Below are 23957 nucleotides of genomic sequence, written 5' to 3'. Positions count from 1 at the left end.
CGGAGAAATTTGGAAGATGCGCGCGGGGGTATTTCGCTGGTGAGAGAAGACAAGTTCAGGGAATGGATGGCGAGCGAGGGCCTGGTAGCAAGCTCGATCTCGACGCGGATCTCCGATCTGCGGCGGGTCGAAAAGCACTTCGGCGACCTCGACGCAGCTTTCGATAACGATGGCTGCGCGAGCATCTTCGAGAAGCTGACCTATACCGCTGCCGATCAGGCGGCGGGCAAGCCGAACCCTTCCGGGCTTGAAATTGACGGAAAGGTCTACGACAGCCTTTCAGGCTACAAGTCGGCAGTGTCAGCCTATGTCCGTTTCAGGAACGGCGAGGCAGCCGCAGGTGATATGAGCCAGGCGGACCGGATTCGCCAGCACGTCGCCGCCAATTACGCGACCCCGGCTCGCCGGAGAGGCGAAGACCAGTTCTCGGTGGTTTCAGGGGATATCCACCGCGATCTCGAGCTCGCCAATGCCATGCCAGCCGTCTGCAGTGCACTCGACAGCCGCAAGTTTGCCGAGCTGATCGATGGCGAGCTGGTCGACCGTGCCGGACCCGCCAATTCCTCGACCGTCCGCTTTACCTTCAGGCTTAATGCTGAGGGCGTATTCGACATCGCAGCGGCCGAGCGCGAATTGAAGCGACGCTACGGTGAGGAGATCCCGACCATCAAGGACACCGGCAACCAGTATGTCACGAGCTTTGCTCTGGCCGATGAGCGCCAGGTCGCGCTGGAAAAGGAAGGGCAATCGGTCCGGATCTGGATTGAAGGCGGCAGAGACAATCCCCCGCCAGCAGGCTCGCCGACATATTATGCCCCGGACCAGGGACGCCAGGCCAATCTCCCCCGCCGCCTCAAGCACATGCCGCCCGGCGGCGCGCAGCCACGCGAGGTTATCAAGATCACATTCGCCGATCGGGCAAGCTTCGACCGCGTTCTCGACTGGTACGAGGCGCAAGGATCAGGCGCAGGCGCGCTGACCCGCGCGGCTGTCCTGGCCGCAATCCGCGAATGCGAAGAACTCGGGACCGACCCGTTCCTCGACAAGCATGGCTTCAGGCGGCCCAGAACCTACTGGATTGCCGAGGACGGCAAGTTCTACCCCTGCAAGGCCATCGCCAACGTCGCGCTGCGCGCCGTCGAGGGAGCCGATGCCCAGATCCGTGATGCCACCCGTTCGCGCGAGCTCATATCGCGTCTGGGATTCAGGGTGGTAGACAGCCTCGATGAGAGGCTCGATGCAGCCGAGCTCGAACGGCTCAAGCAGCGCTTTCTCAGCAAGTTCCCTGATTTGGAGCGGACTGGTTTCACCGCAAGCGAAGGCGGGTATTTCGATGAAGAGCGCGGCTACAAGGAAGCCCTCCTTGAGGAGGCCCGGGCAGCGCTGGACGATGAATCCTTGTCCGAAGAAGAACTGGGCGGCCGCCTCCTTGATATTCTGACTGGACCGCAATCAGGACTCCTCGGCTGGCGCACCGATGCCCGGATCAAGGCTCTGCGCGAGGCTCATCCGGGGATCCTCGAAGCCGAAGCAGGAAGCCTGATCCTGTCCGATGACGATCCAGCCGTAGCCCTCGATCGCTTCGTACAGGCGACATGGCCCATTCTCAGTGAAGGTCAGAAGAGCCAGCCTTACAGCGAGAGCCGTAACATTCCCTCGATGCTGCTGGCCCTTGCACATCCGGCAGAGGCGATGGGGATCAATACGGATCCCCTCTGGCGCGCAGGCAAGGCGCTGACGGGCAAGTCTCCCTTCGGAAACAATCCCCTCGACCAGAACGAATATGCAGCGGTCCTCGACCTTGCCGAGACGCTCTTCGAGAAATTCGAGGAATGGGGCTGGCAGCCGCGCGATCTCTGGGACGTCCAGGGATTCATTTGGGTCGTCAGGGAGGCCCAGGACGCAGCACAGCTCGACAATCATTCAGATCACGATGAGACCAAGCCCATGCCCAGACCCACTAATCTCATTCTCTACGGCCCTCCCGGGACCGGGAAGACTTATCGGACAGCGAAGGAAGCCGTGCAGCTCTGCGATGGCTCGGCTCCCGATGACCGAACCGAACTGAAGGCGCGCTACGACACGCTCGTCGAGGCGGGGCAGATCGGTTTTGTCACCTTCCACCAATCCTATGCCTATGAAGACTTTGTCGAAGGCCTGCGGCCCGAGACAGGGAGCGGTGAAGGTGAAGATGAAGGCGCAGCGGCTGGTTTCCGTCTGGAGCCCAAGCGAGGGATATTTCGGGAAATATCCGCGCTTGCGCAGCAATCCCGGCGCAATGCCGGCAGGCCAACCGGGCTCGACCTCAGCGGTCGCGAGTTCTTCAAGATGTCTCTTGGCCGAGCGGGCAGCGAAGATCATATCTATGATGCTGCCATTGAAGGGAATTACATCGTTCTGGGCTGGGGCGGCGAAGTCGACTGGTCCGACCCCCGTTACGATGACTATCAGGCCATCTTCGACAAGTGGAACGACCTTCATCCAGGCACGCATGGTTCGGATGGCAACATCTCACAGCTATGGCGATTCCGCAGCTCCATGAAGGAGGGCGACATCGTCATTGTTCCGGATGGAAATTCAAGCTTCCGCGCGATTGGCGAGATTGTCGGCCCATACGAATACGCGCCGACAGACGTCCGCGAATACAACCATCGCCGCGCCGTTCGCTGGCTCCTCGTCCTCGACGAATCTTTACCCGTTGAGACCATCCATGATGGCAAGTTCACGATGCGCACCTGCTATCTGCTGAAGCGTAACCGGATGAAGCTCGAGGCGCTCTCACGGCTGCTGCCGGGCAATGCACCGGCTTCCGACACCTCTCCTGACCAGTTCGTTCTCATTGTCGACGAGATCAACCGCGCCAATATCTCCAAGGTCTTCGGCGAGCTCATTACGCTCATCGAGGAAGATAAGCGGATCGGCGGGACCAACCAGACGACCGTCAAGCTTCCCTATTCCGGCGATGTCTTCGGGGTACCCGACAACCTCCACATCATTGGCACCATGAACACCGCCGACCGTTCGATCGCGCTCCTCGATACCGCGCTTCGTCGCCGGTTCACCTTTCGCGAGCTCATGCCCGAGCCCGAATTGCTCCAGGATGCCGCCGAACGAACGGGCGTGCCCCTGGTTGGATTGCTGCGCCGACTCAACGAGCGGATCGAATATCTCTTCGACCGCGAGCATCAGATCGGCCACGCCTACTTCATGAATTGCTGGACGATAGAAGACGTCCACGAGACGATGCGGCACCGGGTCATCCCGCTCCTCGCCGAATATTTCTACGAGGACTGGAACAAGGTCGCTCTCGTTCTGGGCGATGCTGAAGGAGTAGGCCGCTTTCTAACCCGCACCCAGCTGACTCCACCGGCTGGCATCCAGTCAGACGGCTTCAGCGAAGATCGCTGGCGCTGGCAGGTTCGCGACACCTTTGACGACAGTGTCTACGACGCCTTTGCATGATCAGCCGCACAGTCCTTGAATGGCGCAAGATCCGCTACGGCGACGGGCCCGAGGAAATACCCGAATGGGCCGCTGACCGGATCGCCGCCGTGGCGCGCGCCAACCCGCTTGGCGGCGAGGAAGGCGCCCGCATCTTGCAGCATGGCCGGACTGCACTGCGCGCGCAGCAGGTTGTCGGCGTTATCGCTGCTCAGGATTGCACACTCGAAATCCTTCCCAAGATCGACGGGCTTGGCGATGGCGACAGCGCGGCAAGCCAGGCCCAGATCCGCCGCAATCTCGTGCACATGCTCGCCGTTGCGCTCGATCTCAATATTGCCGCAGGTCAGATGGCGCGGCTCGGCTGGCAGGATGAAAGCCTGCTCGAGGTCCTGATCCGTCTCTTCTGTGACAGGCTCTTCGAAGCCGTCCATCTTGGTTTGTCTCGCCGCTACGTCTCCATGGAAGAAGACATTCCGACGCTGCGCGGGCGGCTCGACATCATTCGGCAGTTCTCCACGCTGGCTGCAAGCCCTGACCGGCTGGCGTGCCGCTTCGATGAATTGTCGAGCGATATCCCCCTCAACCAGATCATGAAGGCCGCCGTTGCCCGCCTGCTGCAGCTGTCGCGGTCCACACACAATCAGCGCAGGCTGCGCGAGCTTTCCTTTGCCTTTGCCGACGTGAGCGACGTGCCGGTGCAGTCGCTGCGCTGGAACAGCGTGATCCTCGACCGCACCAATGCCCGCTGGAAGGATCTTCTCAAGCTCGCCAGACTCCTACTCGGCGAACGCTTCCAGACGACGACCAGCGGCCACGGACGAGGGTTTTCGCTGCTGTTCGAGATGAACACCCTATTCGAGGAGTTCGTAGGGCGAACACTCAGGCGCGCGCTTGCCGGTACAGGCCTTCAGGTCGATCTCCAGGGCGGACGGCTGCATTGCCTTGCAGAATTGGATGTCGACCGCGCCCTGACAGGTCGGCGCCTCTTCATGACAAAGCCGGACATCATCATCCGCCGAGGGTCCGAGCGGGTAATGATCATCGACACCAAGTGGAAGCGCTTGGCCCCATCGATCGACGATCCCAAGCAGGGCGTGAGCCAGTCAGACGTCTATCAGATGATGGCCTACGGCAGAATCTACCAGTGTCCCGATCTGATGTTGCTCTACCCCCACCACGATGATCTGAAGTCGCTGGCAGGCTTGCAGAGCCAGCACTCTGTTGTGGGCAGCGAGGATGAGCTGTTTGCAGCGACCCTGGACCTATCTGATCTCAAGTCGGTTGCATTGCAGGCTGGAAACCTGGTCAGACATCAGAACGACTTAGAAGCAGGGACAATTTCAGCTTGATCATTAGGTCAAGTTCACCCTGCAGCCGAGAGGGCAAGATGCGCGCTGTATCAGCGTTCGGAAGATTTTGCTCAGGCCGAGAGTAGCATGACGACGTCTCGGAAAAAACCCATTCTGACCCTGATCAATATGACCGATCGGGAGGTTTTCTGGCGGGGCTACGGCAGTGCGCAACTGATGACAGACTGCAGTGATCCAGGACGAGAGTTCTGTTTCGATTGGAGTACATTTTTGCCATCACGAAATAAGCATGCCAGCAGAGATATTCTCGCGCCGTCGCCGTCAGAAGGACAATGAAATGCTTGGGAGGCTTGGCCTGATCCAAACGCTCCGGATAAAGTCCAGTCTTGGTCTGGGGGGAGACAGATCCGTCCCAAAAGCATTCCAAACCTGAAACAGCTGGTAGGAATTACCCTCTGGGAACAGCTCAGCGGTCAAGGCGAGCATTCTTCGCATACGCTCTTCGCTAGTGGTGACGTTGAGTACCATCATCGGCGCAGTCAGGCCCAAGTGCTCCTGATATCCGGCACCTTCGATGTAGCCTTCGTACTGCAGAAGGTGACGCAGGAAGCTCTTGCGGTGGATCTCAGCCGAACGCAGCGGTTCGGTCGCTCGGTCGGCTTCAACAGCGTAGAAGCGATAGCGCTTTCCCTCTGACGTCATATACTCCAGCCCAAAGACTGCATCGGGGAGCAAGTCCTTCTCATAGGATGCGCCGCTATCTGGATCGCAGATTTCGGTGGTCCATCGCAGACTTGCTCCAGCGCGAGCCAGAATCTTCGATTGAGGGACGAAATTGATGTCGTCGCGCTCATTGCACGCCAGCTCGATCGACGCGGTGATGCAGCTCACCATCAGGCTATGCTGCCAGGGGCCTGAGCGCGCTGGCCGGATGGCGCTGCCGCTTTTTCGAAGGGCAGAGACTGACGCCGGCGAAAGATCATAGACAAGCTGGTTGTAGCGCGCATCGAGCGTTCGAAACTGCTGCGCCGGGCGTGTGAGGTAAGCACCCGTATGAGGCGTGCAGTCTTCGTTGAAGAGATCGGTCAAGCGTTCTTTCGCTCGTTTCTCGCTAGCGTGCGTGTCTTTGGCGAACGCCAGCAGAAACGAAGACGGCAAGGGCCCATGCTCCGCGATCTTTTCGAACCAAAGCAGATCGCGCGGTTGCGGTGTGATGCGCTTACCAGTTGCCGTTGGCTTGGTGCGACGGCGTCGCCCTAGTGCGTCGAATTTCGGTTTTGGAGACATGGCGTGGTCCTCTTGAAGCTTTGGAGGACCGCTCTTTTATGCACGTAATGCTGGCCTGTAACCGTGCAGCAAATTCAGAAGTGTGAACCCATTTTCAGGCTTGGGACGCCATGGTCAGCAACAAAATTCACCAGTCCTCGCCCGGTGTGGGATCGATATGCCCACGTCCGGTCTTGCCCTGATTTGACGGCTTTTCATCATCCGACTGGTTCACTGCTTCGGCTTGAGCGTCGGAACCTGATGGCCCCTTGGGTTGCGGGCCACGTGGCTTGGGTTTTTCAGGCTTTGGATCATCACCGCCTGGCTCACCGCTTTCATCGGCCACCGGCGCATCTTCGGCGCTCTGGTCTTTGCCAATCTGAGAATGATGCACCGCATAACGCTCGCGCATGATCTCACGCTGCGCAGCGCGGCCCTGCGGCGACATGACCGGAAGGTCTTCCAAGTAACCGAACGGGAATGAGAGCGGCACAGCGTGCTTCGTGACCCCGCGAATATGCGCTGCAAAGCTGCCTTTGCCTTGCGCTTCGATGAAGGCTGGATCGGTGTAGAGCATCGGCGCAAGCGAACGCGCATCCTTGGCTGATACGCCGCCAGCAAACTTGATCGCGGTGTTGGCGGCAAAGGCTTCCTGGAGCTTGGGCTCAAGCTGGCCGAGATATTGGTGCGCGAGCACCATGCCGACATTGTACTTGCGCGCCTGAGCGAGAATCAGGCCGATGTTGCGATCAAAGTAGTCCTGGGCCTCGTCAATGTAGACCATGGTCGGCACGCGCCCAGAGCCGTGCAGAGTTGCACGCTCTTGAGCAGCCTGCGCGATCATAGCGATGAAGAACCGCCCGAAGATTTCGGTGCCTTGCTCTTTGAGCAGGTCCTTAGCTGTGTTGATCAGGATGACCTTGCCAGCGTTCATTTCGGTGAAGAGATCGAGCTTAGACCGAGGATGCGAGAACATCCGCTCGAATGTCTGGTTTTCGAGGATGCCCCAAAGGCGGCGAAGCACCTGCTTCTTGGTCTGCTCGAACTCACGCGAGGCAAACTCGGTCTCGAAGAAGTGCTTGGCCGTCCCCTCGAGCTTGGCGATATGCTCAGCGAATTTCACCTCGCTGCCTGGCTCCATCAGCTCGCGTAGCGTGTGGATCGTCGCATCCGGGATATGCAGCATAAGCCGTGTGACATAGCGGAAGATCACATTCTGCTTCTGCGTCATCTGCGCATCGAGCAGCGTGCCAAGCACGAAGTCGTAGAGCTCCAGGATTGAGTTTGTCAGACGCTCGCGCTCAAGCGGTGCGTACCCGTCGAGCCGCTTCTGGCCGACATCGAAGAGATTGAGCGAGACGGGATACTCAACGTCAGTCGGATCGATCAGAACAAGCCGATCGTGCAGATCCCCTGCAGGACCAAAGGCATCGAGCTTGGCAATGTTGTTGATCAAGTCACCTTGGCTATCGAGTACAATGACCGTGCGCTTCTCATCCTCCATCGCGGCTAGATCTTGCGCGATCAGATATTGCAGCGTCTGCGTTTTGCCGTGGCCTGAGCCCGCGACAATGTGCTGATGTTCAAAGCGTGACTTGGTGGGAATGGTGAAGGTCAGTTCCTGATCGAACAGCGCAGCCAGCGGTGTGCCACCGAGATAGGTTTCAACCAATATCTCCGGGGTCTTCGCATCGAACTGGCTGGGCATTCTTGGAGCCCGCTTGAAGCTGGAGGGATCGGAAGGGTTGCCCCCTGATGCCGCGATCAGATTGTATTCTAGCCGCTGGCGAAGATTGGTAAGCAAATCGGCTTCAACAAGCTCTTGCGCGAAACTGACGCCAAACACCTGCTCAGTGACTTCGCCAGTATCTCCCAGGCTGCGCAAAAGGTCAGTTGGAACCGAGATGCCATCTGATGAATCCGCTTCGTCAAGCAGTGCGGGGCACGCCTCATAAATTGGCCGGAGCATCGCTAAGATTGACAATTGGATCAGCTCAGCATGGCGATCGAAGCTGTCGAGTAATTTCTGTTGGCGGGTCAGCTCCTCGCGGATTTCCCATAGCTCAGCGATCGTGCGCTCTCGCTCCCAATCAACCTCTGGCAGCACAAAAAGCTGGTCGTAGTCGAAGAGCTGCAAAACGAGGTTCAGGATGACACCATCCTGATCATTCATCGGCGCATCGCCAAAAAGCTGGAATCGCACTTCGGTTGCGATAGAAGCGATCCGGCGCTCACGCTCTTCGATGGTTCGCAGGTCATGTGAATCAAACTGACGGGCGACCTCTTCCCATTGGCGACGAACAAGATCCTTCTCGCTGGGTCTGATCAACCCATGCAAGAAACTGTGAAGCTTGGCGCCAATGTCTGAAGCCATGTCAGCCCAGCCTTAAGACCACTTCCTTGGCCTCTTCTGGCGGCAAGACCGGCACGGGTCGAGTCTCAACGCCGTCCCAATGCTTGGCGGTCTCGACCACTTGGCGAAGCGCAATGCACGCATTGTCGAGCATCGCTTCTTTCTGAGCTAATTCGATGATGCTGTCGCATTTGAACCTGCGGCCATAAAGTAGATCGCGCATCCAGATGGTCTCGCGCTTTTCGTTAAGCCACCAGTATCCAGCGCCAACTCCAGTGATGACGCCGAAGGCCAGGCCGCCCAAGACTTCATCTGATGCAAAGGCTCCAAAGAGACCCCCAATCAGAAACGCTACGAAACCAATGACCATGGCACCTTTTAGATGGTCAAAGTCGTCAGCGGCAATCAGGCATGAATCGCCCATATCATAGCGGTCAATCAAAGCTCGCTCGTCATCAGACATCTCAGCCTTGGCCCAAAGCCGGAAGACAACCCGTCCTCGCCAATTTCGATTCTGTTCGCGTTTTAAGAGAATATCCATGGATGCCCCTATTCCATGTGGTTTGAGGTCTTAGGATGGAGAATAGAGGCTGTCAGGGTCAAGTTTATTGTGGCCCCGTGAACCAATAATGGGCTCGCGCAACTTCAAGATATTTCTCGTAAATTAAGTAGAGAAAGATCTTGAAGTCATTCTGCATCCCCATCGCAATGTGCGCCGCCGTGATGCTGGATGTGTAGCTATGGATGGGGATCGGCAAGCTGTCAGCATGGGGATAGAGTAAGCCGGTCACGTATCCTCATCAGCGATAGAGCAAATGGCATGGCATTTCTGGATCATGCAAACTCCAGACGCCTATGTCTTCGGGCTCTTTGTGATTCAGAATGATCCAGCGCCCGTTTGCTGAATAGTCGATCGAGATTTGCATCTCGGTGTCCGGGTTAGCCGTCGGGCGAATTACATAGGTCGGAAATGAGCTGCCATCCTCGATTGTGCGGATGAGATCACTCCGGTTTCCTTGAACGAAAATGGTTCTGGGTCCGATATCGACAAAGATATCCGCGCCATTGCGATCGCAGGACTCGCGGGTAGACCAACTTCCTTGAAAGCTGGGCGGGAACATAGGCAATCTGGGCTCTGGGGCTGGGCCTATCGGCGATAGGTTAGCGCCCCAAACATATCCGCCTGAGGCCAGTTTCAACCACCTCGATAGCGGATCGAATGCCATCACCTCCTGGGCTTGAACTGTCTCGCCCGCAACCAGGGTTCCGATGACGTTTGTGCCCTCGCCGGTTGGAAAATCACGCACGTTGGCTTGCCCGGTGACATCGTATGATGCCCGTTCTGCAAGGAACACGTCCTCATACCCCGCGAAGTTGGGTGTACCATCATCGTTGTAAGTCGGGCCATCGGGTACAGAAGAAAACAAACCACCGACGCCGCGCGAGATCGGATTGCTCGTAAGAGATATGAGCAGCACCAGGGCTACACTTCCGCCAATTGCGACTCTCTTTCGATTCTCAGGATCGGTGACATAGCCAAGGGCTGCGGCAATGAGCTTTCCAAAGCCATCGGCGAGCTCCGCCACATATCGACCTGCAAGCTCGCTAGCGCCTTTGCCGCGTTCGGTGATCGCTCCACACTTCGAACAAAACTTATCGCGCGGATCGAGTTCTGCTCCGCAAGCATGACATTCCATTATTGCTTCCCCCCAAAGCCGGTTGCGTTGTCCTAAACGTGCTTCATCACTCCATCGACCGATGTTGCCTTGATGAATTTCGCCGGGTTGGTTTCCGCCTCGATCGCCCTGAAGTGTTTCTCACCGCATTTGATCTTGGCACCCTCTTGGTGACGCAAATCATCCCACCAACTGCTGCTCTTTGTCTCAACAACGAAGAAGAGCTTTTCCTCACCGTCCTGTTCGACAAGGACCGCCCAGTCTGGGTTGTATGTGCCAAGTGGCGTCGGGATTTTGAACCACGCGGGGAGCTTCGCGTAGACCTTTACGGCTTCATTGCTTTCGAGGTCTTCCGCGAAGGATTTTTCCGTGCCTTCAGAATCGTAGACCACATATTCGAAGACTGACTTTTCGGCCTTCACCGCATTCTTCATGTAACTCTTGAGCTCCTCCTGTTCGAAAAGCTCCTGACAATAAAAATGGTCGTCACCGATACGCCGGTATTTGATGCCATCGACCAACGCTAAGCGTTTGGTGCGAGTGATTCCTTCGGCAGCTTGATCGATGAACTGCTGCGGATTGCGTTTGAAATCCTGGAGCCTGTCGCTCTTGATCAGAATATCGACGATGCTTTTGCGAGTAAGCTGAGTGCGGTCCTGGAGCTCGGTTATGATGTCAGGCAGGTCGATGTCGTCTTCATTGATCGTGGTGTAGTTGCCGACATCGCCATCCTTGGCTTCGACGCCACCTTTGCCGATCTCGATCCCGGCTTTGCGGAAACGGGCTCGCGTCTTTGTGATCGGTTCACTGTCGCGGATAGCGATTGCACAGTCTTCAATCAGCTTCGCATTGTCGAACTCGACCCGATAGGTCGTCTTGTGCTTGATCCGATCCCACAAGGCTTTGAACTCTGGGCTTTGAAGCACTGCTTCTCGGGTGCGGATGATCTTGCGCTCGTCCGCGTTCTTGATGTCGAGACGCCCAGCAAGCTTCTTGAGGATCGCTTTGATTTCGTCGGCTTGCTCCGCAAATTCATCGGGAATCTGTAGTGTACCCTCCTTGAGCGCAGCCTTTAGGCTGTCCTGGACGCGGCCTTTTCCATCGATCAATTCGGCCTGCTTGAGATGCTGCCAGAGCTTTTCCGATGCATTAGTGCCCAGAGGCTTAGCCTCACCATCTTCGTTCTTAACCTGAATGGCCGCGAATTGGTGTGGTTCAACAATGCCGAACTTGATACCCGTATCTTTCTCGATTTCAGTCTGAAGATTTCGCGCAAAGTCCTCATAGCTTTCAGTCGCAACAACGGTCAGCGTGTTGACCTCGTTGCCTCGAATGCGCTTACCTTTCTCGGTACCATCACTGATTACAGCCAAGCGCAATCCGCGCCCGATCGTCTGACGGCGCTCCCGTTCGGTGCCCATGTCGCGCAGCGTGCAAATTTGGAAGACATTCGGGTTGTCCCAGCCTTCGCGCAAAGCAGAATGGGAGAAGATGAACTTGAGCTTCGTATCGAAGCTGAGCAGCTTCTCCTTGTCCTTCATTATGAGGTTGTAGGCGCGCTCAGCGTTGTCGCGGTTGGCCGCATTGTCCGCGATTTCACCGTTGGCTTTCTTGGATGGTTCCTGGAATTTCTTATTTTTATCGATCGAGAAATAACCGTTGTGGAGCTCTTCAACCTCCTCATCGAGATCGATGCTCGCAAACAGCGTGTGGTAGTCAGGCAGCTTGGCGAGCCGACGATATTCCTCTTCGAACATCTCAGCGTATTTGCCCTTCAGCTCATTCCCGTCATCGTCATATTTCCGGTAGTGCTCAACGCTGTCGATGAAGAAGAGGCTCAGCACCTTGATCGGGCGGCCCGTTTCTTTGAAGCGCAGCTCCTTATCCAAATGCTCCTTGATCGTGCGACGGATCATGAGCCGCTTTTGTTCATCGGGATCGACGCCGCCATGCGACATGCCCGGCTTAAGCGTCTTGTCGAGACCAGGGCCCTTGAGCTCGATCGTCTCTTCGGGACCAACGGTGATCGTCCCGATCTGCATATTCTCGTAGACAGCGCGGTTTGTGAGCTGCTCCAGATCATCTCCGTCCTCGACGGTCAAAATCTTGCGCTTCACATCCTTGCCGCTGGCGATATCGAGCTCGACCTTTGCCGTGATCGATCCCTGCCTGTTATGCGTTGAAAGCAGCTTCACATAGGGCTTGTTGTGGCCACCTTCGATTTCGAGCGAGGCGACTTCAATCTGCTTGACCAGACCTCGCTCATAGGCATCCACCGCGTCCAGGCGATAGACCATGTGATGCTTGTCGACGTGGGTCGCTGAATAGCGAAGCGTGCAAAGCGGGTTCATCGCCGCAAGGGCCGTCTTACCGGCACCTTTGAGACCGCCATCTACGCTTTGCGGCTCATCGACGATGATGATCGGATTGGTGGCTTTGATCAGGTCGATCGGCTTCTCGCCGCCTGTGTTCTCACTCTGTTTGTAGAGGTTGTTGACGTCCTTCTTGTTGATCGCGCCAACCGTGGTGACCATGATCTGGATCGTCGAGCTAGTGGCGAAGTTGCGCACCTGGCCGAGCTTCTTGGAATCGTATGTGAAATACTCGTACCCCTTGGCCTTTGGGTAGAGATTCTCGAAGTGGTCGCGGGTGATTTCGAGGGTTTTGTAGGTGCCTTCCTTGATCGCGACCGAAGGAACCACAATCACGAACTTGGTGAAGCCGTATTCCTTATTCAGCTCGAAGATGGTGCGCAGATAGACGTAGGTCTTTCCGGTTCCTGTCTCCATCTCTACGGTGAAGTCGCCGGATTGGAGCACCTTGTCCTGATAGAGGCCGTTGTCGAGCTGCACCTCAGCGAGGTTTTCAAGGAGCTCTTCATCGATCAGCTGGAGACGGTTGCCCACGCCCAGATCGCTCTCCACGAGCCCTAGGCTGGCTTGTGAGACACTTTCTGGGCGGTAAGTGACTGTGAACTCGGACCGGGAGATTTCCTGGCCTTTGAACAGATCGACAACCGAGGCAATTGCGGCCTGCTGGTAATCAAGATCGTCTTCGAAATGGAGTTTCATCTCTGGCATAGTCGATCCGCTACAGGCTGCGAACGTGCGTTATGCCGTTCTGCTCCAGGATGGCGGCCATATTGGTTTTCGCGATGTCGTCCTCGAATGCGCTATCGCGGAAGAAGACATGTGTGTCCGTCTCTGGCTCCAACTCCTTGTGCCAGTCGAGTATGCCTTGTGCGATGCGATCAACCTCGGCTTTCTCGATAGATTTTGCTAGGCACGCAAATAGAACACCAAATCCGATGCTGTGGACTTCTTTGCCGTCAAATTTCTTTGTTTCGATTGGCGTTGCCAAATCGACCCCACGTTTCAGTAACAGCTCATAGAGTAAGTCACCATCGTCTCGGCCGTCGATCAGCCGCGCCGCATGAATATCGAGAGTTCCCTCAAGATCGCTCTTGTCGGGATTCCAAGCCAATAAGTTGGAATTAGCTAGCTTGAAAACACGGAACCCAAAGTCACCGTCGTCAGTTTCCGATTGCTCGCGTACAACTGAGGCAGACCTTCTGAGACGCTCCTTGGCTAGCTCAGAAATCCTTGGTGCTATGCCATTATCAGCGCAATATTTTCGAGTAGCGGCCTGATCCTTATCGTCCGGGTCGATCTCTTCAGGCAACTGGATAAGTATGAAACGTCGGCCCTGACCGGCTCCAGCCAGACGATAGATCGTGTCACCCATCGTCCCGTAACCAGCAAAGAAATCTAATACCAAATCGCCGGGACGAGTTGCCATGTGGACAATCTTCTCGAGCAAATAGGGAGACTTCGGATAGTCCGGATTGGAGCCAGGAAACTGCTTCTTGAATTCGCGATTTGCGACATCGGTCGAAATTTCACCGCCCCACCAGAAAGATTTTGGTTTGGAGGTCCTTTGGACGTTGTCGTCGTCGTCATCCTCTTCATCACTGACTTCAGCCCGCACTCCTGGGTTCAGATAGACCCTATGCTCGATATCCCACCTATCCTTCTTCGCTGAGTACTTCGCGTGCAGGATGTCTAAGTTCTCTTTGACGGTTTCAAAGCCCCATCGCCAACGGCCATCACTCTTGTCACCGCGCTTGGGAGTGATCTCAATGTCGGTCGCTAATCGCCGTTCAAGCGAGCAGGTTTGTTTCGCCTCATCAAAGAATATTGGGAAGTACATGTTTGGCCGATCTTCTCGGCGATCGGGACGACCTCTCTTCCGTAGATCTCGGAGGGCATATTTCTCCCCGTTGTCGTCTTCGTGCTTGTATTCCTTCAGTTGTTCGTCGGTCAAAGGAACGCCGAGAGATTCGAAATCAGGCATCCCATAGGCAAGCAAATATTCGTGAGCCGTTGCGATATTCTTTTTATCGTTTCGGCCCTTCATGTTGTTTATCACGGTAATACAGGAGATGAGATTCTCTGATCCGAAAACCTCATCACACAGAGCTTGTAACTGAGGCTGCTCATTTTGATCGATCGAAATGAATATTGCACCATCTCGGGAAAGAAGATTTTTCGCCACCTTCAATCGTGGCAACATCATATTTAGCCAATTTGTGTGCTTACGACCGCCAGTTTCCGTATTCGATGAGAACTTCATGCCATCATCGTCGACCTGGCCCGTGTATTTCAAGTATGTGTCTAGATTGTCGGCATAATTATCAGGGTAAACAAAATCACTGCCTGTGTTATAGGGAGGATCAATATAGATTAGTTTGACCTTGCCCGCATAACTCCGCTGGAGCAGCTTGAGTGACTCCAGATTGTCCCCTTCAATAAATATGTTTTTCGTATCTTCCCAGTCAGTGCTTTCTTCAGCACACGGCAGGAGAGTTCCTGGGCTGGGGGTCAGTGCAATTTGCCGCGCCTTCTTTTTTCCATGCCAGTTGAGTCCGTATTTTTCCTCGCCTTCCTCCAGGACCGACGCGTCTCCCAGCAATTGACGAAGGACCTCAAAATTAACTCGCCCATCCTCAAATGCATCGGGAAATAGCCCTTGCAGTTTCTCGATGTTATTGCCGACAACATCCGCGCTTTGTCCGTCTTCTTGGGTCACTTTTTCCATATTCTATCTTCTTGATTTCTAATCATTAAGCCTTAGGCGAGCTTCAAGTGCAAGTATAGCATTCTTACGACTTCTGATTTTACTGTTCAGGTCGACCTTACGGCTCATTTGTTTTTCGCGCTTCAGGTTCGACTTTAGCTCGGCAATCTCACGTTCCAAGCCATCAATTTCCTTTAGTGCCTCTGCGTGCACCTTCGACTCTTCAATCGGCACTGGAGCAAATGTACCTGTGCGCTCGCTAGCGATTAGCTGAATGACCTGCGCCTGGAAGGCTTCATAGAGGGCGTAGAAATTGGTCCCTGGCAATCGATGCAATGCGATTGCGTCAAGGAAAGCAGAGATAGGTGCATTGGCGCGCTTTGGATCGAACCAGTCGGTCTGCCAGCGATCAAGGATCACCATCTTGGACTTATCTGCCTGGTTGATACGCTTTTCAGCCACTGCAATGCTCAGCTTGCCCTCATGCTCGAACACAAGGATCAACGGATAAGGAATGGCCCGATGCATGAACGCGGCGATACGCCGCGCCCTGTTTGAGCTGCTGAGCTCGATCGAAAGGATTGCAACTTCGGGGTAGTCGTGCGTGCCGTCCTGAAACGGGCGAATGTTGATCGTTTCAGGTTTCAATGTGTAGCGCCAGCGGATGCGATCGGCATCTTGGCTCAGGGCTTTCTTGTCGGTCTGGTCCAGCTCGGCATTGTCGAGAAACATCTTCTTGTAGACCGGCTTGTCGAGCAAGCAGGCCTCCGGGATTTCCATGCTGGCAAAGAGTGTCTCTATCATGCTGCGGCTTTGACGATCAGGAAGCTTACAACCTCGAAGTCATCGCTCCCTTTGAGATGATCCTTGGTGAGGCTCGTACCGCCGCGTGTGAATAGGCTCTCGACGCCTTTCTCTTCCGTCTTGCCGACAATGCTTTCGATCGCCTTGTCACGAAGGTCGCAATAGTGGCTCATGTCGCGGCCCTTCTTCGTTTCGGCCTGGACCGCATTTATGGCCGCGTCGTCGAGCTCAGCCATGGTTGCAGCGAGCTTCTTGAAGAGGTCTAGGCTCTTCTTCGCTTGGAGATGATTGAAGACGATCTCGCCTGTCTCGGAGACATAGACGAGATAGTAGGGCGCGAGGGCATAGCTATCCTCGTTCTGCACTATAGCCTTCACGTCGCGGAGGCAGAAGATCGCGCCAGGAACCGCCTCCGGCGTGCTCGCGGTGATGGCTGCGTGGAAGCCGGTAGGTGCGCCTTCCAAGGTGGCGAGATTGTCCTTCATGAAGCTAGAGAGGTCCATGCGGAAATCGTTCAGCGTCATGTCCGTGATGGAAACACTGCCGTCCATATCCTCAAGGTCGATCACCGCATCCTGAAGCTGCTGCATCTGCTTCCGGCGGTATTCGAGATCATTCATCTGCTTGGTCTCGTCATACTCGATGACGTTTTCTTCGCCGGTGGCTGAGATATCGAGCAACACCATGCGTCCGCTCACGCGAGCTTCTAGATTGATATACTCGTCGAGCTCCATATTCGGCCAAAAGTTGGTCAGCTGGATAGCGTCATTGCAAGAGCCCAAGCGATCGACACGGCCAAAGCGCTGGATGATCCGCACGGGGTTCCAGTGAATGTCGTAGTTCACCAGCATATCGCAGTCTTGAAGGTTCTGACCTTCGGAGATGCAGTCTGTGGCGATCAGGATATCGATCTCATCGGTCGCATCAGGATCAACCTTTTCACGTTCCTTCGAGACGGGTGAGAAGTTGGTGAGGAGAGAGTTCAGGTCGCGGCCTAACCCCTTGATCGTGCATTTGTTGGTGCCGGAACCTGTGATCAAAGCGCTGTGCAATCCAAACTTCTGCAACGCCCAATCGTGAATGTGTGAGTAGAGGTATTCCGCAGTGTCCGAGAACGCGGTGAAGACCATTACCTTCCTGTTTCCTTCGTTGATCGGGTTTTTGAGCTTGGCTGAGATCGTGTCTTTCAGGGCTTGCAGTTTGGCGTCATCGTCGGCTTCAACCTGGCGAGCTTCTTCGAGGAGATAGGCTAGCAAGACCCTGTCAGCTTCCAAGTCTTGCTTGAGCCGAACAAGGTCCAAGTCTTGAATGAGCACTTTGACCTTGCGGCCAATCATGAGGTCCTCAAGTTCAGGAGAGTCGGCTTCGATGTCCTCGATGCTCAACTCTTCGATCTCTTCACTTTCAAGCGCTTCGATCTTCGCCAGCATCGCCTCAACCTGCGCGTGAATTTTCTCCGTGGTGAGAGCGAATGAGTGGATCGAGCTTTCCATGCGCTTGAGCATGTTGACGCGCATTAAGTGAATCAGGCTGCGCTCTCGATCGACTTGCTTGAGTGTGGATTTGCCGCCTTTGACCTGTTGGTCGTACTTGCGGCTATATTCTTCTTGCTTATCGTTCCTGAGGTAATCAAGCGGGGCATAGGCCGCTAGCGAGAGCTTCTTGATAGAGCGGTTGATATCCTTGAGGGGCGGAAACGCACCAGCCTTGTCGATGTCAGCTTTGACGTTTTGCGGCTTTAGGCGTTCAGGGAATTTGCCGATCTCCGAGATGTCATAGTACTTCTCGATATGCCGTCGCGAGCGAGCGATCGTAAGAAGATCTAAAAGCTTGAAGTAGCCAAAGTTTAGGCTTTCCAGCAAAGCCTCAGGCTTGCGTTCTGCTTCGGGCAACTTCAGCCAACTATTGAATTGTGTCTGCGCCCGCCGAAGCGTGACCTCTATGCTAGCAATCCCAGCATCGGCGAAAGCCTTGTCCTGGCCCTCGGTGATGAAGGCGACCTGATTCTTGAGGTCGTTGAGCCGGTTGTTGACCGGTGTCGCCGATAGCATCAGAACTTTCGTTTTGACGCCCTTGCGTATCACCTCCTCCATGAGGCGCTGATAACGTGTAACGCCATCAGCTCGCGGGTTGTTGTTCCGGAAGTTGTGGGACTCATCGATCACAACCAGGTCGTAGTTGCCCCAATTCAAGGTTTCGAGATTGATCTCGCCTGACTTACCGGTCTCACGGCTGAGATCGGTGTGATTGAGTACATCGAAGTTGAAGCGGTCGCCCGCGAGTACGTTTCGCTTGTCGTTTATCGTGTAGACAGTCCAGTTTTCGCGAAGCTTCTTTGGAGCGAGCACCAGGACGCGATCGTTGCGGAGCTCATAGTATTTGATGATCGCTAGCGCTTCAAATGTCTTACCAAGACCGACGCTGTCAGCAACGATGCAGCCATTGTGCTTTTCGAGCTTGTCGATCGCGCCAAGCACCCCGTCGCGTTGGAACTTGTAGAGCTTGTTCCATACGATCGTGTCTTTGATCCCCGTCTTGGATCGGATGATGTTGTCCTCATCGATCTCGTCGAGAAAGTCTCGAAAAATCGTGAAAAGGGTAAGGAAATAGAGGAGGTTTGCAGGCTTATCAGCTGCGAGGTTTTCGAGAGCGTCTAGCAGAGTCTCTTTCGCTTGGATTATAGCGGTAGGATCATTCCAAATTGTATCAAACCAGTCGATAAGCTGCTGAGTGGCGGCTCGATCGGTCGCAACGGTGTTCATGGCGAAAGTACTGGATGGGACAGCGCCTAGCCCAGGTGCAGTCAGGTCAGAAGTCCCCGAGATGGCCACCGCGTCTCCGTCACGCTGGCTCACATGGAAAAGATTCTGGCGGATTGGAGCGCCAGACAAAGAGCGAACCTCGGCCTTCTTTCGGACCCACTGCGCACACTCAGCAGCGATATACTGAAGGTCCAGTTCGGCCTTGAGACCAATCTCATCAGCGCCACCTGCGAGGTTTATAGGTTCTGTTGCACCGCCATCAGCAAGCATGAGCTTGAGGCTGTCGATTTTAGAGAGCTCGCTCTTTAGGGTAGCGAAGCCGAACACCGTAAAAAGCCCGGTCAAGACTGCGAGCTTTGATTCCGGCTCGATACTCCTTCGAAGTTCGTCAGAAACCCGGCCATGAGTCTTGTTGTCGAGGAGCATTCTACGATGATTTCCAGCTATTTTGATTGGTCGATTGCTTGATCCCATGTTTCGTGGCGAATTTTAAGCGCCTAGTGCAATAATACACGCCTTAGTGCGATCTGTCCTTGCAATGCAGTTGGGTGGCCGAGCTTGCAAACTCGACCACCCGCTCCTTTTCAGGAGTGCCGGACAGGTTCGTCTCGGGCTTCCAGGCGCTTCTGCAGCCAGTCCAGCACTTCGTCCTCAACCCATCCGACCCGGCTCGGGCCAAGCTGTACCCTCTTGGGGAATTGGCCGGCCTTTTCCAGGCGTGCGATGTGCTGAGGCGAATACAGTACTAGCTCCTTGACCTGACGCTTCGACAAAATCCTCATCACGATGTCTCCTAATTGAAGAGCATCGCGATGCTCGAAGGTTGGCAAAAGCCCCCGAGGCACTGGAGAGGCTATCAGCGAAGCAATGTGAAGCAAGGACAATCGCTTACGATCGGCTGCGTTCGCCTTGGTGTGCCCACGCTGACCCATCGATGTTCGTGTGGGATGCAAAGTACAAAGCGTGGAGCATCGAGTCTTTGCGTGGCGCTGTGCGATAACCCGCAACGACATGGGTGACTCGCCCCGAAGCAATCATCTCGGGAAGCGCCCAAAAAGGTGCGGGAGGAAGGTAAGCGAGAGCTTGGAAAACCCCTTTGCGTACGCTCGCCGTCATCAACATTGGCTGCTGTGGCTCTGATTGGTCAGGGTCGGAGTGATACTGCTCTGAGCAAACGAGCGACACCTCTGCGCGCTCAACCTTTGAATCCTGATCATGGTCGCCAGCGCGGACAATTGCGCCATGAATATCGATGATCGCTTCGTCGTCGACCCGGCCAATTTCAGCGCGGTGGTCAGCGATGTGGTAGGACTGCTCGAAAGCTTCGATCTCTATGAGAAGCTCTTTCGCTTCAATCTTGGATTTAGCCTTTGCCGACATTTGCCCATCCCCATCGGTTCAAATGAGCTGAACATAGGACACCATAGCGCATCACCACATCGCCAAAAGTGAGGTGGACGAAAAGGTGGGCCAAATTTAACAATCTGGCCTAAAGCATTGATTTTATTGCAATTTTTAAGAGAAATGGTGCCCAGAAGAGGACTCGAACCTCCACGGGGTTGCCCCCACCGCCACCTGAAGACGGCGCGTCTACCAATTCCGCCATCTGGGCACACCTGCGTTGCGGGCCAGAGTGCTCCGCATCGCGAATGAGGCGCGCCGTTAGCGAAGCGGCGCGCGGCTTGTCAACGCAAATCGCAATCCCGATGCACCTTGTCTCACCGGAACGGTTGCGATGGCTCGCCCGTTGCGGCAAGGCGCAGCGCGTAAACCTGCAAACCATACCTACGGAACGGATCGCCGCATGGCACAGACTCATCCCCTCAACGGCAAGCTCGTCCTCGTCACGGGCGGGACCGGATTCCTCGGCAACTATGTCGCCCAGGCATTGCTCGAATGCGGCGCGCGGCTGCGCGTGGCGGGGCGCCATCCCGAGAAGGCGCGCGATCTCAAGCCCTTGGCGAATCTCGGCCAGCTCCAGCTTGCCCGGGTCGACCTGACGAACGAACGCAGCGTCGAGGCGGCGGTCCAGGGCGTAGATGCGGTGGTCAACCTCGTCGGCAGTTTCGAGGGCGACCTTATGAAGCTGATGGGCGAATCTGCCGGCATGCTGGCAGAAAAGGCCAAGGCGGCAGGTGCCAGCGCTTTCGTGCAGGTGAGCGCGATTGCAGCGGATCTCGAAAGCGAGGCGGATTATTCACGCGCCAAGGCGCTGGGCGAAAAGCTGGTGCTCGAGGCATTCCCCAAGGCGACGATCCTTCGCCCGTCGATCATCTTCGGCAAGGACGACAACTTCCTGAACATGTTCGCCGGCCTCATCCGCACCTTCCCGGTGCTGCCGGTGTTCGCGCCCGAGGCGAAGCTGCAGCTGGTCTATGTCGATGACGTCGCAGAAGCGGTTCGCGTCGCGCTGGCCGATCCCAAGGCTCATGGCGGCAAGACTTACGAGCTCGGCGGCCCGGAGCAGGTCTCGATGATGGAGATCAACGAGCGGATTGCCGAAGCGCAGGGTCGCAAGCGGACGTTCCTGCCGATGCCCGATGCGGCTTCGGGAGCTTTCGCCGCCCTTCCCGGCACGCCGATGTCGAGCGATCAGTGGACGCTGCTCAAGCAGGGCAACGTCGTCTCGGGCGAGTATCCCGGCTTCGACAAGCTCGGCATCGAGCCGAGGCCGCTCGGCCTGTTCCTCGAAAAGTGGATGGTCCGCTATCGCAAGCACGGCCGCTTCACCGGCCGCGTGAAAATGGCCTGAGCTAGTCGGCGGTCGCCGGCGGCAGCGTGTCGCCGGCTTCTTCCGGCGATTTGAGCGGCACGACTTCCAGGATCGGCCCCTTCACGGCCGCGATGAGCACCCGCGTGCCGACCGGCTGGTCCGCACCGCGCGCGATCCACTCGCTGTCGCCGAGACGCGCGCGCCCTTCCCCGCCGTCGATGGCGACGGTGATGACCGCCTGCTCGCCGACGAGGCGATCGCCGCGGCGGTTCATCATCGGGTCGCTGCTTTCGATCGGCCGGTCGCGCAGCCAGCGCTTGGCCGAATAGACGATGATCAGCGACAGGAAGACGAAGTTCACCACCTGCACCGCGATCCCGAGGTCGAGCACGAAGGTCAGCGCGGAGGTCGTCAGCGCGGCGGCGGCAAGCCAGATCAGGTAGACGCCGGGCACGACGAGTTCGAGCGCGGCGAAGGCGAGGCCGATGACCAGCCACCACAGCGCCGGGTCGAGATTGTCGAGCAGGTCCATCAGCTATTCCCGCCCGAGGAACGCGGCACGCTGGTCCGCGGGCGACGATCGGCGATCGGCGTGCCCGAGGGATTGCCGGTCGAGACCGTGCCCTCGCTGCCGTCGAACGTGCCCCTCACGAGCTCGCCGATACCGCCGAGCGAGCCGATGAGCTGGGTCGCTTCGACCGGGAACAGGATGGTCTTGGCATTCGGGCTGTCGGCGAACTTGCCGACCGCCTTGGTGTATTCCTGGGCGACGAAGTAGTTGATCGCCGCGCTGCCGCTGTCGGCGATGGCGTTGCTGACCATTTCGGTAGCCCGCGCTTCGGCCTCTGCCGCACGCTCGCGCGCTTCGGCGTCGCGGAAAGCGGCTTCGCGCTTGCCCTCCGCTTCGAGGATGGCCGACTGCTTGCGACCTTCGGCGCGGAGGATCGAGCTGGTCTTGTCGCCTTCCGCCTCGAGGATTTCGGCACGCTTGAGGCGCTCGGCCTTCATCTGGCGGGCCATGGCTTCGGAAATGTCGATCGGCGGGCGGATGTCCTTGATCTCGACGCGGGTGATCTTGACGCCCCAGGGCGAGGTCGCGTGGTCGACGACGCTGAGGAGGCGCGCGTTGATCTCGTCACGCTTCGAAAGCGTTTCGTCGAGGTCCATGCTGCCCATCACCGTGCGCAGGTTGGTCGTGGTAAGAGCCATGATGGCGGCGTAGAGATTGGCGACCTCGTAGGCAGCCTTGCCCGCATCGAGCACCTGGAAGAAGACCACCGCGTCCACGCCGACCATGGCGTTGTCCTTGGTGATGATTTCCTGGCCCGGGATGTCGAGCACCTGCTCCATCATGTTGATCTTGCGACCGATGCGATCGACGAAGGGCACGAGGATATGGAGGCCGGGTTCCGCCGCCTTGGTGAACTTGCCGAGCCGCTCGATCGTGTAGACAAAGCCCTGCTTCACGACGCGCACGGTCGTGAACAGGATCAGCGCGAGAACCGCGACGATCAGGACCAGCGTAAGAAAACCACCCATTTACGAACCCTCCCAAAGACTTCCGGCACGCATGGTAGCGCGCGGGGCCTCGCGAGGGAAGTAAATGCGGGCGCGAATTCAGAGAGCCGCTGCGTAAAGCTCCAGCAGGTCGCTCCACGCCTTCTCGGCCGCCGCTTCGGCGTAAGCCGGAGAGTCCGGGACGGTCCAGCCGTGGTCGCCGGCATAGACTTCGACCTTGGCCTTGCGTCCGGCCTCCGCAGCAGCTTCGCGCAGGATGGTCTTGTGGTCCGGGTCGTCCGCATCGTCGTCCTGCGCGATGGCGATGAGCAGCGATGCCTGCATATCGTCCATCAGGCGGTGCGGGCTCATCGTATTGTCGTCGCGAACGAGGCCGCCGCCGTGGAAGCTGGCCGCTGCCTTCACCCGCCCCGGCACGGCGGCAGCGCTCCACATGGTGAAGGGGCCGCCCATGCAATAACCTTGCGTGCCGATACCGCGCGATGTGTCGATTTCGCCCTGCGCATCGAGCCAGGCGACCACGCTTGCCGCATCGCGCATGATTGCCTCGGCATCGAGCTTGGAGCGCCATGGACGCACCTTCTGGAACCCGCCCTGGTCGATGAAGTCGGCAAAGTCCTCGAACTGCTGGCCGGTCACGTCGCGGTAGTACGGATTGGCGACAAGGACCGAATAGCCGCGCCCGGCGAGGCGGCGGGCCATGTTGCGCTTGCTCTCGCGCAGTCCGGCAATGTCGGGCCAGAGGATGACGCCGGGTGCCGGACCGGAAACGGGGGCGACGAAGAATCCGTCCATGGTTCCGTCAGCCGTGTCGAAGCTTACGGCGCGCTCGCTCATGGCAGGCAGGCCGATCGTCTCGTCGGCGTTCGATTCCATCGGCGTGCAGGCTGCGATCGCAGCCGCACCGCCCAGCATTCCGAATTCGCGGCGGCTGATACGGTCCTTCGCCCAGCGCTGCAGTTTGCTCTCATCGCACATGCAAAAACCCTCCTGTTGGCCGTTCTTCGAGCGACCAACGCTCTGCGTTACACCCCC

At 56.9% G+C, this 23957-nt stretch carries 16 protein-coding genes and 1 tRNA gene; 3 read left to right on the top strand and 14 right to left on the bottom strand.

The genetic code is table 11. The annotated features are described in order from the left end of the window. Window positions 1-9 precede the first annotated feature (9 nt). Together EO245_RS04155 and EO245_RS04150 are read left to right on the top strand one after the other, a co-directional pair. On the top strand, window positions 10-3462 hold the full coding sequence (locus EO245_RS04155) for an AAA family ATPase (protein WP_128891745.1): 3453 nt from the start codon (window positions 10-12) through the stop codon (window positions 3460-3462). Further along, window positions 3459-4793 carry an McrC family protein gene (locus EO245_RS04150; RefSeq protein WP_128891744.1) on the top strand — a complete coding sequence of 445 codons (1335 nt, stop codon included), beginning with the start codon at window positions 3459-3461 and terminating at the stop codon, window positions 4791-4793. Before EO245_RS04155 ends, EO245_RS04150 begins: the two co-directional genes overlap by 4 nt. 282 nt (window positions 4794-5075) lie before the next feature. Here EO245_RS04150 and EO245_RS04145 read toward each other — a convergent pair whose 3' ends face one another. From EO245_RS04145 to EO245_RS04095, 11 genes are all read right to left on the bottom strand, one after another. Continuing rightward, a complete protein-coding gene (locus EO245_RS04145) occupies window positions 5076-6041 on the bottom strand; it encodes a replication-relaxation family protein (RefSeq protein ID WP_128891743.1) in 966 nt (321 codons plus the stop codon). A gap of 127 nt (window positions 6042-6168) precedes the next feature. After that, window positions 6169-8394 carry a type IV secretory system conjugative DNA transfer family protein gene (locus EO245_RS04140; RefSeq protein ID WP_128891742.1) on the bottom strand — a complete coding sequence of 742 codons (2226 nt, stop codon included), beginning with the start codon at window positions 8392-8394 and terminating at the stop codon, window positions 6169-6171. Window position 8395: 1 nt separating this feature from the next. After that, window positions 8396-8914 carry a hypothetical protein gene (locus tag EO245_RS04135; RefSeq protein WP_128891741.1) on the bottom strand — a complete coding sequence of 173 codons (519 nt, stop codon included), beginning with the start codon at window positions 8912-8914 and terminating at the stop codon, window positions 8396-8398. 259 nt (window positions 8915-9173) lie between these two features. Next, entirely contained in the window at window positions 9174-10070 is an 897-nt protein-coding gene (locus EO245_RS04130) for a zinc ribbon domain-containing protein (protein WP_128891740.1), read from the bottom strand. Window positions 10071-10102: 32 nt separating this feature from the next. After that, window positions 10103-13120 (bottom strand): type III restriction-modification system endonuclease, encoded by a 3018-nt coding sequence (locus tag EO245_RS04125; protein ID WP_128893454.1) that lies wholly within the window; start codon window positions 13118-13120, stop codon window positions 10103-10105. Window positions 13121-13139: 19 nt separating this feature from the next. Further along, window positions 13140-15146, bottom strand: coding sequence for a site-specific DNA-methyltransferase (locus EO245_RS04120; RefSeq protein ID WP_128891739.1), 2007 nt, complete (start codon window positions 15144-15146; stop codon window positions 13140-13142). 18 nt (window positions 15147-15164) lie between these two features. Continuing rightward, window positions 15165-15929: a DUF4391 domain-containing protein gene (locus EO245_RS04115; RefSeq protein WP_128891738.1), complete on the bottom strand. Its 765-nt coding sequence runs from the start codon at window positions 15927-15929 to the stop codon at window positions 15165-15167. Then, window positions 15926-19117 carry a helicase-related protein gene (locus EO245_RS04110; protein WP_128891737.1) on the bottom strand — a complete coding sequence of 1064 codons (3192 nt, stop codon included), beginning with the start codon at window positions 19115-19117 and terminating at the stop codon, window positions 15926-15928. The genes EO245_RS04115 and EO245_RS04110 overlap by 4 nt, the downstream gene beginning before the upstream one ends. 158 nt (window positions 19118-19275) lie before the next feature. Beyond that, window positions 19276-19473: an AlpA family phage regulatory protein gene (locus EO245_RS13575; RefSeq protein WP_081888610.1), complete on the bottom strand. Its 198-nt coding sequence runs from the start codon at window positions 19471-19473 to the stop codon at window positions 19276-19278. A gap of 106 nt (window positions 19474-19579) precedes the next feature. Next, window positions 19580-20071, bottom strand: a complete 492-nt coding sequence (locus tag EO245_RS04100; RefSeq protein WP_128891736.1) for a hypothetical protein — start codon at window positions 20069-20071, stop codon at window positions 19580-19582. Between the two features lie 145 nt (window positions 20072-20216). Next, window positions 20217-20303: transfer RNA gene (locus EO245_RS04095), tRNA-Leu, on the bottom strand. A gap of 192 nt (window positions 20304-20495) precedes the next feature. Between EO245_RS04095 and EO245_RS04090 the strand changes: the two genes are divergently transcribed. Next, on the top strand, window positions 20496-21443 hold the full coding sequence (locus EO245_RS04090) for a complex I NDUFA9 subunit family protein (RefSeq protein ID WP_128891735.1): 948 nt from the start codon (window positions 20496-20498) through the stop codon (window positions 21441-21443). 1 nt (window position 21444) lies between these two features. Here the strand turns inward: EO245_RS04090 and EO245_RS04085 are convergent, their stop codons facing one another. The 3 genes from EO245_RS04085 to EO245_RS04075 form a co-directional block, all read right to left on the bottom strand. Beyond that, window positions 21445-21936 carry an NfeD family protein gene (locus EO245_RS04085; RefSeq protein WP_164931258.1) on the bottom strand — a complete coding sequence of 164 codons (492 nt, stop codon included), beginning with the start codon at window positions 21934-21936 and terminating at the stop codon, window positions 21445-21447. After that, on the bottom strand, window positions 21936-22943 hold the full coding sequence (locus EO245_RS04080; protein WP_128891734.1) for an SPFH domain-containing protein: 1008 nt from the start codon (window positions 22941-22943) through the stop codon (window positions 21936-21938). The genes EO245_RS04085 and EO245_RS04080 overlap by 1 nt, the downstream gene beginning before the upstream one ends. 78 nt (window positions 22944-23021) lie before the next feature. Continuing rightward, window positions 23022-23900 (bottom strand): dienelactone hydrolase family protein, encoded by an 879-nt coding sequence (locus tag EO245_RS04075; protein WP_128891733.1) that lies wholly within the window; start codon window positions 23898-23900, stop codon window positions 23022-23024. Window positions 23901-23957 lie beyond the last annotated feature (57 nt).

It is taken from the genome of Erythrobacter sp. HKB08 (assembly GCF_004114695.1).
Taxonomy (GTDB): Bacteria; Pseudomonadota; Alphaproteobacteria; order Sphingomonadales; family Sphingomonadaceae; genus Parerythrobacter_A.
The sequence above is the reverse complement of the archived record's forward strand: the minus strand, read 5'-3'. Positions and strand labels throughout refer to the sequence as shown.